The organism is Glutamicibacter sp. MCAF14, assembly GCF_052114325.1.
In the GTDB taxonomy this organism is placed as follows: Bacteria; Actinomycetota; Actinomycetes; order Actinomycetales; family Micrococcaceae; genus Glutamicibacter; species Glutamicibacter arilaitensis.
This window is the reverse complement of sequence record NZ_JBFREO010000001.1, coordinates 425,684-439,091: the sequence shown is the minus strand read 5'-3', so window position 1 is coordinate 439,091 and position 13,408 is coordinate 425,684. Positions and strand designations below refer to the sequence as shown.

At 62.2% G+C, this 13,408-nt stretch carries 16 protein-coding genes; 7 read left to right on the top strand and 9 right to left on the bottom strand.

The features are described from left to right. Positions 1 to 13 precede the first annotated feature (13 nt). The 3 genes from AB4Y71_RS02065 to AB4Y71_RS02055 all read right to left on the bottom strand — a co-directional run bounded on the left by AB4Y71_RS02065 (position 14) and on the right by AB4Y71_RS02055 (position 1,427). Positions 14 to 340 (bottom strand): hypothetical protein, encoded by a 327-nt coding sequence (locus AB4Y71_RS02065; protein ID WP_441717613.1) that lies wholly within the window; start codon positions 338 to 340, stop codon positions 14 to 16. A gap of 2 nt (positions 341 to 342) precedes the next feature. Further along, on the bottom strand, positions 343 to 936 hold the full coding sequence (locus tag AB4Y71_RS02060; RefSeq protein WP_441717611.1) for a cysteine hydrolase family protein: 594 nt from the start codon (positions 934 to 936) through the stop codon (positions 343 to 345). A 242-nt stretch (positions 937 to 1,178) separates the two neighbouring features. Continuing rightward, complete coding sequence (locus AB4Y71_RS02055) at positions 1,179 to 1,427, bottom strand: hypothetical protein (protein ID WP_441717610.1); 249 nt, start codon at positions 1,425 to 1,427, stop codon at positions 1,179 to 1,181. 198 nt (positions 1,428 to 1,625) lie between these two features. Here AB4Y71_RS02055 and AB4Y71_RS02050 point away from each other — a divergent pair, with 198 nt between their 5' ends. Further along, positions 1,626 to 2,042, top strand: a complete 417-nt coding sequence (locus tag AB4Y71_RS02050) for a CBS domain-containing protein (protein ID WP_441717609.1) — start codon at positions 1,626 to 1,628, stop codon at positions 2,040 to 2,042. A gap of 79 nt (positions 2,043 to 2,121) precedes the next feature. Here the strand turns inward: AB4Y71_RS02050 and AB4Y71_RS02045 are convergent, their stop codons facing one another. Genes AB4Y71_RS02045 through AB4Y71_RS02035 form a run of 3 tightly spaced genes read right to left on the bottom strand, consistent with a single transcriptional unit; the run spans position 2,122 to position 2,848 of the window. After that, positions 2,122 to 2,370, bottom strand: coding sequence for a hypothetical protein (locus AB4Y71_RS02045; RefSeq protein WP_441717608.1), 249 nt, complete (start codon positions 2,368 to 2,370; stop codon positions 2,122 to 2,124). A 27-nt stretch (positions 2,371 to 2,397) separates the two neighbouring features. Further along, complete coding sequence (locus tag AB4Y71_RS02040) at positions 2,398 to 2,553, bottom strand: hypothetical protein (protein ID WP_441717607.1); 156 nt, start codon at positions 2,551 to 2,553, stop codon at positions 2,398 to 2,400. A gap of 28 nt (positions 2,554 to 2,581) precedes the next feature. Next, entirely contained in the window at positions 2,582 to 2,848 is a 267-nt protein-coding gene (locus AB4Y71_RS02035) for a DUF7218 family protein (RefSeq protein ID WP_441717606.1), read from the bottom strand. A 315-nt stretch (positions 2,849 to 3,163) separates the two neighbouring features. Between AB4Y71_RS02035 and AB4Y71_RS02030 the strand changes: the two genes are divergently transcribed. After that, a complete protein-coding gene (locus AB4Y71_RS02030; RefSeq protein ID WP_441717605.1) occupies positions 3,164 to 4,105 on the top strand; it encodes an SDR family oxidoreductase in 942 nt (313 codons plus the stop codon). 105 nt (positions 4,106 to 4,210) lie between these two features. Here AB4Y71_RS02030 and AB4Y71_RS02025 read toward each other — a convergent pair whose 3' ends face one another. After that, entirely contained in the window at positions 4,211 to 5,299 is a 1,089-nt protein-coding gene (locus AB4Y71_RS02025; protein ID WP_441717603.1) for a hypothetical protein, read from the bottom strand. Between the two features lie 165 nt (positions 5,300 to 5,464). Between AB4Y71_RS02025 and AB4Y71_RS02020 the strand changes: the two genes are divergently transcribed. Then, complete coding sequence (locus AB4Y71_RS02020; protein WP_441717601.1) at positions 5,465 to 5,746, top strand: hypothetical protein; 282 nt, start codon at positions 5,465 to 5,467, stop codon at positions 5,744 to 5,746. A gap of 42 nt (positions 5,747 to 5,788) precedes the next feature. Continuing rightward, positions 5,789 to 6,961, top strand: a complete 1,173-nt coding sequence (locus AB4Y71_RS02015; protein ID WP_441717600.1) for an alcohol dehydrogenase catalytic domain-containing protein — start codon at positions 5,789 to 5,791, stop codon at positions 6,959 to 6,961. Positions 6,962 to 6,965: 4 nt separating this feature from the next. On the opposite strand, the gene ku is transcribed toward AB4Y71_RS02015, so the two are convergent. Continuing rightward, entirely contained in the window at positions 6,966 to 7,952 is a 987-nt protein-coding gene (ku, locus tag AB4Y71_RS02010; RefSeq protein WP_441717599.1) for a non-homologous end joining protein Ku, read from the bottom strand. 156 nt (positions 7,953 to 8,108) lie between these two features. Between ku and AB4Y71_RS02005 the strand changes: the two genes are divergently transcribed. The 3 genes from AB4Y71_RS02005 to bcp all read left to right on the top strand — a co-directional run bounded on the left by AB4Y71_RS02005 (position 8,109) and on the right by bcp (position 11,563). Continuing rightward, positions 8,109 to 10,613, top strand: a complete 2,505-nt coding sequence (locus AB4Y71_RS02005; protein ID WP_441717598.1) for an ATP-dependent DNA ligase — start codon at positions 8,109 to 8,111, stop codon at positions 10,611 to 10,613. 19 nt (positions 10,614 to 10,632) lie between these two features. After that, a complete protein-coding gene (locus AB4Y71_RS02000; protein ID WP_102599216.1) occupies positions 10,633 to 10,890 on the top strand; it encodes a DUF4235 domain-containing protein in 258 nt (85 codons plus the stop codon). 196 nt (positions 10,891 to 11,086) lie between these two features. Continuing rightward, positions 11,087 to 11,563 carry a thioredoxin-dependent thiol peroxidase gene (gene bcp / locus AB4Y71_RS01995; protein WP_013350432.1) on the top strand — a complete coding sequence of 159 codons (477 nt, stop codon included), beginning with the start codon at positions 11,087 to 11,089 and terminating at the stop codon, positions 11,561 to 11,563. Between the two features lie 97 nt (positions 11,564 to 11,660). On the opposite strand, the gene AB4Y71_RS01990 is transcribed toward bcp, so the two are convergent. After that, positions 11,661 to 13,037: an NAD-dependent succinate-semialdehyde dehydrogenase gene (locus AB4Y71_RS01990; RefSeq protein ID WP_441717596.1), complete on the bottom strand. Its 1,377-nt coding sequence runs from the start codon at positions 13,035 to 13,037 to the stop codon at positions 11,661 to 11,663. Positions 13,038 to 13,408 lie beyond the last annotated feature (371 nt).

Genomic DNA, 13,408 nt, shown 5'->3' with positions numbered 1-13,408 from the left:
CATGCTCCGGGGACTATTGCTGATCGGGGTCCTGCCGCTGGTCCGGCAGGTTGGCGTCCGGTTCCTGTTCCAGCTCTTCGGCGTAGGCCGCAAGCTCGCTCTCATCCGCAGCTCCCTGCCTGCCATCAGGCTCAGACAGCAGGGTTTCGGGATTCAGCGCCAGTGATTCTTCGTCGTTTTGCTCCAGTATCTGCTGGACGCCGTGCAGCGGGTCTTCGCCGCCATCGCCCTGCGGTGCATCCGGGGTGCCGGGGGCTGGCTGGCCATCTCGCCCATCCATCGGTTCATCCGCATCGCGGTCCCGGCGCACATCCTCGAATTCCGAATTATTCAGTGACATGATTACTCCTTTTCCGATTCCCATTGGGAAATTATGTGGTTGGTTTCCAGCAGCTTCTGCCGGTGCTGCTTGCGCATGAATTCCAGCGTGGAGGATTCGAAATCCGGATCCCCGCTTGCGGTTGCATCCCTAGCCACCGCAACGGGAAGGTTCGTTGCGAAGGCGTCCGCTGCCGTTGCGGAAATGCAGGTATCCGTGGAGACCCCGGCAATCACCAGGGAGTTGGCCCGGCGGACCAGCAGCAGATCGCCCAGCCCGGTGTTCCAAAAGGCGCTGTCCCGGCGCTTGATCACCTCGATGGCACCGTTCAGCAGCAGTTCAGGCAAATACGCGGCGCTGCTGGTTCCCTCGAACAGGTAGCCCTGCCCATCCTCCAGCATCTTCAGTGTCCAAGTTGACCTGTCTTCCTTGTGCACCGTGCGCACGCTGATCACCGGGATGCCCGCTGCGTTGGCGGCCGCTGCCAGCCGGTTGCAGTTGGCTGCCACCTGCTGCCTGCTTCTTGCCAACGCGGGGTCTTTGAAGAAGCCGACTTGCAGGTCGATCAGCAGCAGCGCCGGATTGCTGAAGTCGCTGGTGGAAGATGTCTGGTTCAAGGCTCAATCGCATTCCGCGCAATGCTGGCAGCAATACGCCAGCTGCTCGTGGCGCACCTCGTGGCCCAAGATGGCGCACTGGCAGTGCGCACATCGTTCAGCCATGCCATGGATGGCGCATTCGAAGCTGTCGTAGTTTCCCGTGCGTGTGCCCTTGGTGATCGAGAACAGCGGTTCAGTTCCATTCCCACAGGTATCGCAGGTTTGCATCGGTTGCCTCCTGGAATCGGTTTGCCCTGCGGCTAGCGCGTCTCGGGCTCATCGCTGTACTGGTCTTCGCCATCCACGTCCATATCCGGATCGGTGCCGATGGCCGGGTCCTCGGCTTGCGGAGCGTCCTCCAGCTCGGAGGCATCCATATCGTCGTGCGGAATGTGCTCATCGTCGGGCTGTCCCAGCGGCCAGGTATTCTCCACCAGATTCTGATCCGGGTCCTTGATCCGCTCGGTGGCGTTCGCAATGGCTTCCTTGGCCTTGTCAATGAATCCCATGATCCTCGTCCTTCCAAATCGCTTTGCGTCGGTCATCTACCATCTACCAGCTGGACCCCTGCCCAGTACATGCTTAATCGGTTGTTGTCAGGTTCGCGGCCTGCCACCTGCGAGGTCGCTGGCAATGGTTGAAGCCCGAGCTCCGCCCGGGGAGCGTGGGTTGTGCCCCAAGCAGGAACACGCGAAAGGAGCACCATCATGGTTGCAGCCAGAGAGCTGATGAGCACACCGGCCAAGTGCGTCAAGGAGCAGGATTCCATCCAGGTCGCCGCCCAGATGATGAAGGACCTGGGGGTGGGCATGCTGCCGATTTGCGGAAAGGACGACCGGCTGGCCGGCACTATCACCGACCGCGACATTGTCATCAACTGCGTGGCCGAGGGCGTGGCCACTTCCAGCACCAAGGTGGCGGACTACGCGCAAGGAAAGCCGGTCACCATCGGGGCTGACGATTCGGTGGAAGAAGCAATCCGCACCATGCAGGAGCACCGGGTGCGCAGGCTGCCGGTCATCGACGGCCATGAACTGGTGGGAATGCTTGCCCAGGCGGATATCGCCCGCTACTACGATGCGCAGGGCACCGGCAACCTGGTGGAGTCGATTTCCCAGGAATAGCCTCGTCCGAGCCGACGCAAAATAACGGAGCTGGCGGGAAAACTATTCGTTTTCCCGCCAGCTCCTTCGTGTCCCTGCGCTATCTGCCGTTGGCGTCGGTACCGCCGTGCGGATCATCCAGCGTGCTGGGTCCGCGGATCACCCGGTACAGACCGTACAGGAAGACCAGAGCACCCCAACCGGCAACAATCCACATGGGGCCGGAGGTGCTGTCCGGGGCGGCCAGCACCGCATAGATGGAGAAGCCGATGGCCAGCAGGCCACCGATAACCATCAGCCAGATGCCGGGGCGGCGCTTTCGATCAGCTCTTGCCGGGTTTCCAGTCATGGCATTTCCTTTCGCAGATGATCGGGTTCATCCCGCGTCGTAGCGTTCTTCGTTTTCCTCTGACCGTTCTTCGGTGTTCTTCTTGATCTCGCCTCGACGGGCTACGCGCTCGTCTCCGGGCTGGGCTTCCTGGCCAGGTTCGGCCGTGCGGGCCGGGTTCTCTTCGTTCTTGCGGTCTTCCATTACCGATCTCCTGTTCTCGGGCGGTGGGCTATGAATTCCGCAGGGCCTTGATCAGCTCTGCCTTGCGCATCTTGGATCGGCCTTCGACGCCGATTTCCCTGGCCCGGTCTCGCAGCTGCTCGACGTTCCAGTCCTCGTAGTCCCCGGCTTTGCCGCCGCGCTTTCCCACGGCCGAACGACCATCGCGGGCAGCGGCATTGGCGATGCGTGCGGACTTCTGCTTGGAGTTCCCCTCATCGCGCAGTTCCTCGTAGAGTTCTTCGTCCTTGATCCGGCTGCTCTCCTTGCCTGCCATTTCTCTCCTCTCCCGTGCGCTCGTCCGGCTCTCAATCCGCCGGCATAAGTGGCCTTCTGCGCCCCACGGTAGCCCGGTGCTTGATGCGGCAACAGGGTGGCGCCAAGATTCTGCGCTGAATCCCAGACTCCTGCGCTAGCACAGTTCCATTGCCGGTGCATGAAACTGGATCCTTGCCCGAAGGAGGCTGGCCGTTGCCGCCAAAACCGCCGCACGCGATTCACCTGCGCCGCATTCAGGCGAACACTGGAAGCATCCTGGACGCCGCTGGCGGCTCCGCCCCGGCGTCCTTCCGGCAACAGCAGGAGGAAAATCATGGCAGAGAATAATTCCCACCATTCCGCCGGCCAAGAGACGGCCCCGGACGGAGCATCGGGCAGCGGACAGCAAGAGCGCGCTGGCAAGGAAAAGATCAGCCCTCCCGAGCAGCGCCAGCCCGAACCGGGCCTGGACCAGGAATTGCGGCCCAAGGCAGATCACGGCGAGCGCAGCTACAAGGGCAGGGACCGGCTGACCGGCAAGCGCGCACTGATCACCGGCGGCGATTCGGGCATCGGGGCTGCGGTTGCCATCGCCTTCGCGAGGGAAGGCGCCAAGGTGGCCTTGGCCTATCTGCCTTCCGAACAGCCTGATGCAGATGCCATCGCCGGGGTCCTGGAAGATGCGGGAGTTGAAGTGCACCTGCTGCCTGGGGACCTGCGCGACCGCAACTACCGCGATTCATTGATTGATGAGGCGGTGGCCGCGCTGGACGGTCTGGATATCCTGGTGAACAATGCCGGCAAGCAGATCAGCGTCGAGTCCTTGGAAGACCTGAGTGATGAACAGATCGAGGCGACCTTCGACGTGAACATCTTCGCGATGTTCGCGCTGAGCCGGGCGGCTTTGCAGGTGATTCCCGAGGGTGGTTCCATCATCAACACCACGTCCATCCAGGCTTTTGATCCCTCGGATCATCTGATGGACTATGCCGCGACCAAGGGCGCTATCAGCAACTTCACCAAATCGCTGGCTTCCCAGGCGGCGAAGAAGGGCATCCGGGTCAACGCCGTGGCGCCCGGTCCTATTTGGACTCCGCTGCAGCCCTCCGACGGCCAGCCCATCGAGGCGCTGCCGAAGTTCGGCCACGATACCTGGCTGGGCCGGGCCGGGCAGCCGGTGGAACTCGCCCCGGCCTATGTGTTCTTGGCCAGCGACGAGGCATCCTATGTCGTCGGTTCAACGGTGCACGTGAACGGCGGCAAGAACCAGCCGTAGACGGATCCTCCTGCATTACCGGGAGCCTGCCCCAACCGTGCATCCAGCACAGGGGCAGGTTCCGGGCCGCTGGAGGCGCATTGGAATAAAGCGCTCATCCGAGGATTACTGATCGTCATCCTTGCTGATGATGAATTCCATATTCCGCCGCTCGTATTCGCGCTGGCTGAAGGTGGCACGCTGGACTTCCTTCACTTCATCGAAGCTGGATCCGATGGCGCCGCCCATGGTGCCCAACGATGACGCCAGCCACGCAAGGTTAATGTATTCGGCCAGCGTGACGTCGTGGCGCAGCTGGTAGGCAAGGTATTCCTGGTCAATGACAATCAGTGATCCTGCCAGCAGCGCCAGGAACATCAGCAGGTACATGGCGGTGGCTGCGAACCCGACGGTGAGCACTGTGGCCACGTTGTAAACCACGATCCGCTCGCGGCGGCGGTGGCCCTTGGGCTTTTCCCACAGCCGGTTATGCAGCAGCAGCCACAAGGTGAGGATCAGGATGCTGGCTACTGTGATCATCACCAGCCTGCGGTTGGGCAGGTAGTCGGCCATGGACCAGATGCTGGTGTAGAATACGCCGAAGGCACCGGTGGCCACTGCGCCGGCCATCGCCGAGGAGAGCCTGGGGACCAGTTTCCATGGCCTGTTGCTGCGCACCATCCCGGCGATCAGCAGCAGCCGCCCGCGCAGGCCCTCGATGCTGTTGATCCGGTTGTGCTCGTTTTCCAAGTCTTCTCTGCTGGCGTGCACGCTCATGGCCCGTCCCAGCGGTGTGGGCGGCGGAGCAGGCTGGCGTCCGGTGGCCAGTTCCCTGACCAATTCGGTCAGTTCCTTGGCGACCGTGCGCGGACGGGCTAGTCCCAGGCTGGGCATGGAAAGCACCGCTGAACCCTCTGCAGGGGAAATGACGGTGCGCACCGGACGGCGCTGCACGTAGTGCGGCGCATCGGTGAGGTAGATGATGAAATCCCATCCGTGTTTCTGGCGCAGCTTGGGCACATGGTCGTTTAGCACCACGCGTCCTGATTCGCCCAACGGCAAAGAGAAGGGAGCAACTTCCACATTCCATTCGGAACCGTGTCCGTGCAGTTTCTCCAGCACCGATTCCAGACGTTGGCTCACCTTATTGGCCACGGCATGCGCAATGCCAGGATCGGCAATCACGCCTACCGTGCGCGCTTGGGATTCTTCCATGTTCAAGGATGCCTCGCTGCTAGTTGATTCCGGCCGGGGCCACATTGCCACCCACCCTAGGCACCTTGGGCCAAGACCGCAGGGCCATCCAGCCTCTTCGCAGGATCCACCAGCTCGCATCCAGTCTGGATCCGCGGAATTCCGGGGTTTCCAGATTCACAGGCAATGCCCACCCCGGCGGTCTTGTTGTCGCTTGCCGGTTATGGAATGGTCTGGGGCATCCAACCGAACAACCCAGGAGCTGAGCCATCGATGGATTCCAACGACCGCAAAGAAGAACAGCACCCCAGCGGTTCGGGCCAGCCCGGCGCGCAGCCGGAGCAGGGCCGTAATGGAGAACAGAACCAAGAAGAGAACACTGTCGGGGAGCATCCGGATGCTTTCGAGCAGCCGGCCGAAGAGCAGGAACCGAGCAACGTGGACACCGACCAGTTCAGCACCGACTGATCTGCAGTCACCTTACCGGACGAGAAACGAAGGAGAAGCATTTTGAAGGCACTAACATGGCAAGGCAAGCGCAAGATCGGCTACAGCGATGTACCGGATCCGATGATCCAGGACCCGGGAGACATCATCATCAAGGTCACTTCCACCGCCATCTGCGGCTCGGATCTGCATCTCTACGAGCTGCTGGGCCCGTATATGCATGCCGGTGACGTGCTCGGGCACGAAACCATGGGCATCGTGCAGGAGATCGGTTCCGGGATCACCAACTTGGCGGTGGGCGACCGCGTGGTGATTCCGTTCAACATCTCCTGCGGACACTGCTGGATGTGCGAGCACGGGTTGCAGTCCCAGTGTGAAACCACCCAGGTGCGCAAGCATGGCAAGGGCGCGCAGTTCTTCGGCTATTCCGAGCTCTACGGGCAGGTCCCCGGCGGCCAGGCCGAATACCTGCGCGTGCCGCATGCCGACTACGGGGCGGTGAAGGTCGGCCAGGAGCTGCCGGACCACCGCTACCTGTTCCTCTCGGACATCCTGCCAACTGCATGGCAAGGCGTGGAATACGCGAATGTCCCGGAGAACGGCACTCTGGCGGTGTACGGGCTGGGACCGGTCGGCCAGTTGGCAGCGCGCATCGGACGCTACCTGGGCTACGAAGTGCTGGGCATCGATCCGGTGGCTGAACGCCGGGCCATGGCCGAACGCCACGGCATCAAGACCTTGGACTTCACCAAGGACACCGTGGGCGAATTGCGCGGGCGCACCGGCCGGGGACCTGACTCCGTACTGGATGCGGTGGGCATGGAAGCCCACGGCTCCCCGGTCTCCTCCATGTTCCAGCAGGCCACCGGCCTGCTGCCGGACAAGGCCGCGCAGCTTGCCATGGAAAATGTTTCCGCGGACCGCACCAGCGTGCTGGATTCGGCCATCGACGCGGTGCGCCGAGGCGGAACCCTGTCGATCAGCGGGGTCTATGCAGGGGCCGCCACCCCGATGCCGATGCTCAAGCTCTTCGACAAGCAGATCCAGATCCGCCAGGGCCAGTGCAACGTCCGTTCCTGGACCGAGCACCTGCTGCCGCTGGCCGAGGATCCCGGCGACCCGCTGGGCTTGGATGACCTGGTCACCCACGAGCAACCGCTTTCGGCCGGTCCGCAGATGTACGAGACTTTCCAGAAGAAGCAGGATGCCTGCATCAAGGTGGTGCTCAAGCCTTGAGCCGCTAGGCGCTCTTCGTCCCGGAACCGGAGGCCTTCTTCTTGCTCGGCGAGGAGGAGGCCTCCTTCGCGGTTTTCTTCTTGGCCGCCGGCTTCTTCTTCGCGGCCGGCTTCTTTGCCCCGGTCTCCTTCTTGGCCACAGGTTTCTTTTCCGCAGGCTTTGCGCTCTCCCCGGACTGGCCGGCCCGGCTGGAGGACTTTGCCTTGCGCCCGCCGATGCTGCGCTTGAGCGCTTCCATCAGGTCAATGACATCCCCGGACCCCTCCTCGGATTCACCAGCTCCGAAAGTGGCCTCGGTATCCAGATCCTCGCCCTGCTCGATCTTCGCCTCGATCAGGGCCTGCAACTGCACCTGGTAGTCATCCTCGAAGTCCTGCGGAGTGAAGTCCCCGCTGTACTGCTGGACCAGGGTTGCGGACATCTTCAGTTCCTGGGCGCTGATCTTCGGGGCTTTCTCCGGGGCCACCTGCTGTGCATCGCGCAGCTCATCGGCCCACATCACCGCCTGCAGCACGATCACAGTGGAGCGCACGCGCAGCACGCCCAAGCGCGTCTTCTGGCGCAGCGCGAAACGCACCACCGCCAGCTGCTCGGTATCCTCCAAGGTCCGGCGCAGCAGCTCATAGGCCTTGGGCGACTTGGAGTCGGCCTCAAGAAAATAGCTCTTTTCCAGCATCAGCGGATCAATCTGGTCGGCGGGAACGAACTGGACCACCTCGATTTCACGGCTCTTCTCCGCCGGCAGGGCACCCATGTCCTCATCGGTGAGCACGATAGTGCGCTCGCCGTCCTCAAAGGCCTTGTCCAGGTCCTTGTAGGCGACTTTTTCTCCGCATACTTCGCACCGCCGCTCGTAGCGGATTCGGCCGCCGTCCTTGTCATGGACCTGGTGCAGGTCGATGTCGTGGTCCTCGGTCGCGCCGTAGGCCTTGACCGGCACGTTCACCAGTCCAAAGGCAATTGATCCAGTCCAGATAGCTCGCATGGGCATAGTGAAGCATCTTTTCGGCAATCGCGTCAGCCTCTAGGTGATTCTGGCAGGAGATATCGAGTTTTACCCGGGCGAAACGCAAAGGTTCCTAGGAACGCTGGATTCCCAAGCGCACCCCGGGAAGATTTGCCCCATAGGGCAAGCAAAGGACAGCGCATGGCACGCAAGGAGCAAACCGTCAAAGTCGCAGGGCGCACGCTGAAGGTCAGTAATCTGGACAAGGTCCTGTACCCGCAGACCGGAACCACCAAGGGCGAAGTCATGGACTACTTCCAGCAGGTGGCCCCCGCGTTGCTGCCGCATGCCGCGTGGCGCCCGGCCACCCGCAAGCGCTGGGTGGACGGGGTGGGAACCTCGGTGGATCCGGGAAAGGTGTTCTTCCGCAAGGATCTGGAAGACTCCGCCCCGAGCTGGATTCCTACGGCCAACCTGCGGCACAAGACCCATTCCAATACCTATCCGCTGGTCAACAATGAAGCGGTGCTGGCTTGGATGGCGCAAGTTGCCGCATTGGAAATCCATGTCCCCCAGTGGCGCTTCGACTCCTCGCTGGAACCGGCCAACCCGGACCGGCTGGTCCTGGATCTGGACCCAGGCCCGGGGACCGGACTGGCCCAGTGCGCCGAGGTGGCGCTGATCTGCCGGGAGATCCTCGACGGCATGGATCTGCCCAGCTTCCCGGTGACCTCCGGTTCCAAGGGCATCCACCTCTATGCCGGGCTGGATGGCAGATACACCTCGGATGAAGTCAACGAGGTCGCCAAGGAACTGGCTTCTTCCTTGCAAAGGGAGCATCCTCAACTGGTGGTTGCCGACATGAAGCGCTCGCTGCGCGAGAACAAGGTGCTGCTGGATTGGAGCCAGAACAATGCCGCGAAAACCACCATCTGCCCGTATTCGCTGCGTGGCCGCAGCCGTCCCACCGTCGCGGCCCCGCGGACTTGGGAGGAAATCGAAACACCGGGGCTGGAGCATCTGGACTTCCACGAAGTTCTGGACCGGCTGGCCGATGGCATCGAGCCGCTGGCGCAACTGGCCGCTGGGCACCGGCAGGAACCGGACCGGCTGGCGCTCTACCGCTCCAAGCGCGATGCGGCAATGACCCCCGAACCGGTGCCTGAACAGGCAGAAGAAGATTCCGCGGAAAGCCAAGAGAGCACCGAGCTCTCCTTTGTCATCCAGGAGCATCATGCCCGCCGGCTGCATTGGGATTTCCGGCTGGAGCACGAGGGCGTGCTGGTCTCTTGGGCGGTGCCCAAGGGTCCCCCCTTGGAATCAGGGATCCAGCGCTTGGCCGTGATGACCGAAGACCATCCGCTGTCCTACGGAAGCTTCGAAGGAACCATTCCCAAGGGAAGCTACGGGGCCGGAGAAGTCTCCATCTGGGATTCGGGCACCTGCGTGATCGAGAAGTGGCGCGAGGGCAAGGAAGTTATTGCAGTGCTCTACGGATCCCCCTCCGGCGGGCTGGGCGGAGTCGGCCGGCGGTTCGTGCTGATCCAGGCCACGGGCATGGGCGATAAGGACAATTGGCTGCTGCAGCTGGCCAAGGACCAGCCGGAGCCAGCCGGCAACTTGGCTGAAGCCGGTGCAGCAAGCGATGGAGACCCGGGGCCAAGCCCTCAGGAACCCACCCCTAAGCAAGCCGTCAAGGACCTCTCGGGTGAATTACTGCGTCCCATGCTGGCCACCCCAGGCACGCCCAAGGACATCTTCAGCGATGAGGAGTGGAGCTATGAAATGAAATGGGACGGCTACCGCGCCTTAGCCGTGGTCCAGGATAAGAAGACCAGGCTGCTCAGCCGCAACGGCCATGATCTGGCCGAGGACTTCCCCGAGCTGCAGGAGCTCGGCTCGCTGCTCGATGAGCGGGCCATCCTGGACGGGGAAATCGTAGCCCTGGATTCCTCTGGCCGTCCCGACTTCTCGCTGCTCCAGCAACGCGTGTCCCACCAGCGCAAGAAGCGCACCAAGCTGGCCTCGGCCATCAGGATCCAGTACATGGTCTTCGACGTGTTGCAGCTGTCCTACGCGGAAAACGGACTGGTGGATCTCACTGCCGTGCCCTATGGCCAGCGGCGCCAGCGGCTGGAAGGACTGGAGCTCGATGGCCGATACGTGCAGGTGCCCCCGGCCCACACCGGAACCCTGGAAGAGGCCATCGCCACCAGCAGCGAGCTGGGCCTTGAAGGCATCGTGGCCAAGAAACGCAGCTCCGCCTACGAATTGGGAGGGCGCAGCGGCAGCTGGATCAAGATCAAGCACCAGCTGCACCAGGAAGTGGTGGTGATCGGCTGGCGGGCAGGCCAGGGATCGCGCACCCGCAGCCTGGCCTCGTTGCTGCTGGCCGTACCGGGCGAGGACGGCTTGGAATACGCCGGCCGGGTGGGCACCGGATTCAGCGATGCGCAGCTGGCAAGTATCCGCGAGCGGCTGGGGAAGATCGAACGCCAAACTCCACCGGCCAAGAACGTGCCTGCGGCGCATCGGCGCGATGCCCACTGGGTCGTCCCCGAGTACGTGGCCGAGGTGCGCTACAGCGAGCTGACCGGCGAGCGCCTGCTGCGCCATCCGGTCTGGCGCGGCTGGCGCGATGACAAGCAACCGGATCAAGTCCGCTGGGAAGCGGAGGATCTGGCCGAAGGACCCGATTCAAAGTAACTACTGCAAGGAGCACAACATGAAATTGCTGGTAAAGATCTTCGGAACCCTCATCTCCCTGGGCGCAGGCTGGCTCGGAGCCAAGCTCGTCTCCGGGATATGGCACAAGGCCACAGGAGAAGAACCGCCCTCGCTGGCCAATCCGGACAAGCAGCAGCAGGCCGCTGCGGGCAAGGTCCTGGTCTTCGCGGTGATCTCCGGTGCCAGCGCCTCGGTCATCCAGGCGATGACCAAGCGCTGGACGCAGAAGCTGGAGGCAAAGGCCGGAGCCCGCTAGCGGCTGCGCCTGGTCGAGGCGCTGCTTGGAACAAGTCCGCAGGTGCCGCTAGCTGTTGATCCGTGGCTCGGCTACGGAGGATCGCAGTCCAGCGGCACCTGCGGCCTGCCGTGGAACTGGCGGCCCGGGCTCTGGATAATTCCCCACCATAGGCATAAAATGAAATATGAATATCACAATACGAAAGTAGGAACAGATGTCGGAAAATTCCACCGTACTTGCCGCAGGGGATCAGGCTCCGGACTTTTCGTTGCGCAACGCCGACGGGGACACCGTTTCCCTGGCAGACTACGCAGGCAAGAATGTCATCGTGTACTTCTACCCGAAGGCTGCCACCCCGGGCTGCACCATTGAGGCCTGCGATTTCCGGGACAACATTAATTCCCTGCTCGGCGCCGGATACTCGGTGCTTGGAATTTCCCCTGACGAGCCAGCAGAGATCGCGCAGTTCGCCAACGATGAATCGCTGAACTTCCCGCTGCTTTCCGACCCGGACAGCAAGGTTGCCAAGGCATACGGTTCCTACGGCGAGAAGTCCAAGAATGGCAACACTTTCGTGGGCACCTTGCGATCCACCGCGGTGGTGGCTCCCGATGGCACCATCAGCCAGATTGAATACGGCGTGGAAGCGCGGGGCCACGTGAGCCGCCTGCGTGAATCCTTGGGCGTCTAAGCGCTACCAGGCTTCCAGCCACAACGAAAACTGCTCCTTGGCAATCGAAAATGTTCCGATTGCCAAGGAGCAGTTGCCTTTGTGCGCTAGGGATACCCTAGCGGCCGGCGATCTTCACCAGCTTGTGGTTGATGAACTCATCCATGCCGTACTTGCCCAATTCGCGGCCGATGCCCGAGCGCTTCACCCCGCCGAATGGCAGCTCCGGGAAGGAAGCTGAAGGCTCGTTGATGGCCACCATGCCGCTTTGCAGCTGAAGCGAGATCCGCTCTGCGCGCTCAAGATCCTTGGTGTGGATCGAAGCGCCCAAACCGTAATCGGTGTTATTGGCCAAGGCCACCGCTTCTTCCTCGGAATCCACCTTGTAGAGCACCGCAACCGGACCGAAGAGCTCCTCGGAGAACGCACGCATCTGCTCAGTTACTCCGGCCAGGATGGTCGGCTCGTAGAACGCACCGTCGCCTTCTACCGGCTTGCCGCCGGCCAGCACCGTGGCACCCTTGTCGATGGCGTCTTGAACCTGGGCGGCCAAGCCATCGCGCGCGGCGGCTGAAGACAGCGGGCCCAGGAAAGTCTCGGCCTGGGTCGGATCTCCCACCTTGATTCCGGAGACCTGCTCCACCAGAGCCTGGGAGAAGTCCTCGTAGACCGAGGAATCGATGATGAAGCGCTTGGCCGCATTGCAGGCCTGGCCGGTATTGCCGAAGCGGGCGCGCATCCCAAGTTTTGCAGTACGGGCGATATCCGCATCGTCCATGACCAGGAAGGGATCCGATCCGCCCAATTCCAGCACGACCTTCTTCAGATTGCGTCCGGCAATCTCCGCCACTGCGGAACCGGCACGCTCGGAACCGGTCAGCGAAACCCCTTGGACACGGCGGTCGGCGATGATGTCTGCAACCTGCTCGTTGGTGGCGAAGATGTTCACGTAGGCGCCCGCCGGGGCCGCCGCCTCCTTGAAGATCTCTTCCATGGCCAAGGCGGATTCCGGGCACTGCGGCGCATGCTTGAGCAGGATGGTGTTGCCGTTCATCAGGTTCGGTGCGGCGAAGCGTGCCACCTGGTAGTACGGGAAGTTCCACGGCATGATGCCAAGCAACGCACCCACCGCTTCCTTGCGCACCAGCGCCTTGCCGCCCGAGGCGATTTCCAGCTCCTCGTCGGCCAGGAACTTCGGTCCGTTCTTGGCGTAGTAGCGGTAGATGGCAGCTACGATGCCGATCTCCCCCATCGCTTGCTTGATGGGCTTGCCCATTTCGCGGGTGATGATCGCTGCCAGTTGCTCAGCGCGCGCCTCGTAGATATCTGCCACGCGCTCCAGCAAGGCCACGCGTTCCTCCAGCGCGGAGACCGACCATTGGGTGTAGGCGTTGTGCGCCTTGGCGATCGCTTCCTGGATCTGCTCATCGGTGGCCGTTGGGTAGGTTGCTTCGATAACACCGGTGGCGGGGTTGGTCACTGAATACATGCTCATGATGCTCCTGAATTTCTTGATCTCTAGCTAGTGCTCCACCAGCCAGACTTCCATGTTCTGCGCTGTATTGGTAGCCTCAGTCGCGATTCTTGAGCTCGTGCTAATGTTCCAGGTCTCTTCAACTAGGGCAAGCAGGCAAGCTGGCGCTGCGCGCGAGGATTGTACACTTCATCCTTGATCATTCCCAGTAGTCCTAGGCGTTCCCAACCTGAACCTGAACGCTTCCTGCTGATTGGCTATCTCCCTGCCTTCCCCGGACCAGCACATCTAACGTCGTAGATGACCCGCAGCGCTCCATGATCCATCGTTTAGGAGCAGGACAGGCCGCACGTCGGCACGGTCCAGCTGAATCGGCAGCACAGGAAGGGAAG

What these genes read in the sequence shown, in the direction of transcription:
- AB4Y71_RS02065 (WP_441717613.1), bottom strand. Translation starts at nt 340, where the DNA reads ATGTCACTGAATAATTCGGAATTCGAGGATGTGCGCCGGGACCGCGAT.
- AB4Y71_RS02055 (WP_441717610.1), bottom strand. Translation starts at nt 1,427, where the DNA reads ATGGGATTCATTGACAAGGCCAAGGAAGCCATTGCGAACGCCACCGAG.
- AB4Y71_RS02050 (WP_441717609.1), top strand. Translation starts at nt 1,626, where the DNA reads ATGGTTGCAGCCAGAGAGCTGATGAGCACACCGGCCAAGTGCGTCAAG.
- AB4Y71_RS02045 (WP_441717608.1), bottom strand. Translation starts at nt 2,370, where the DNA reads ATGACTGGAAACCCGGCAAGAGCTGATCGAAAGCGCCGCCCCGGCATC.
- AB4Y71_RS02040 (WP_441717607.1), bottom strand. Translation starts at nt 2,553, where the DNA reads ATGGAAGACCGCAAGAACGAAGAGAACCCGGCCCGCACGGCCGAACCT.
- AB4Y71_RS02035 (WP_441717606.1), bottom strand. Translation starts at nt 2,848, where the DNA reads ATGGCAGGCAAGGAGAGCAGCCGGATCAAGGACGAAGAACTCTACGAG.
- AB4Y71_RS02030 (WP_441717605.1), top strand. Translation starts at nt 3,164, where the DNA reads ATGGCAGAGAATAATTCCCACCATTCCGCCGGCCAAGAGACGGCCCCG.
- AB4Y71_RS02025 (WP_441717603.1), bottom strand. Translation starts at nt 5,299, where the DNA reads ATGGAAGAATCCCAAGCGCGCACGGTAGGCGTGATTGCCGATCCTGGC.
- AB4Y71_RS02020 (WP_441717601.1), top strand. Translation starts at nt 5,465, where the DNA reads ATGCCCACCCCGGCGGTCTTGTTGTCGCTTGCCGGTTATGGAATGGTC.
- ku (WP_441717599.1), bottom strand. Translation starts at nt 7,952, where the DNA reads ATGCCCATGCGAGCTATCTGGACTGGATCAATTGCCTTTGGACTGGTG.
- AB4Y71_RS02005 (WP_441717598.1), top strand. Translation starts at nt 8,109, where the DNA reads ATGGCACGCAAGGAGCAAACCGTCAAAGTCGCAGGGCGCACGCTGAAG.
- AB4Y71_RS02000 (WP_102599216.1), top strand. Translation starts at nt 10,633, where the DNA reads ATGAAATTGCTGGTAAAGATCTTCGGAACCCTCATCTCCCTGGGCGCA.
- bcp (WP_013350432.1), top strand. Translation starts at nt 11,087, where the DNA reads ATGTCGGAAAATTCCACCGTACTTGCCGCAGGGGATCAGGCTCCGGAC.
- AB4Y71_RS01990 (WP_441717596.1), bottom strand. Translation starts at nt 13,037, where the DNA reads ATGAGCATGTATTCAGTGACCAACCCCGCCACCGGTGTTATCGAAGCA.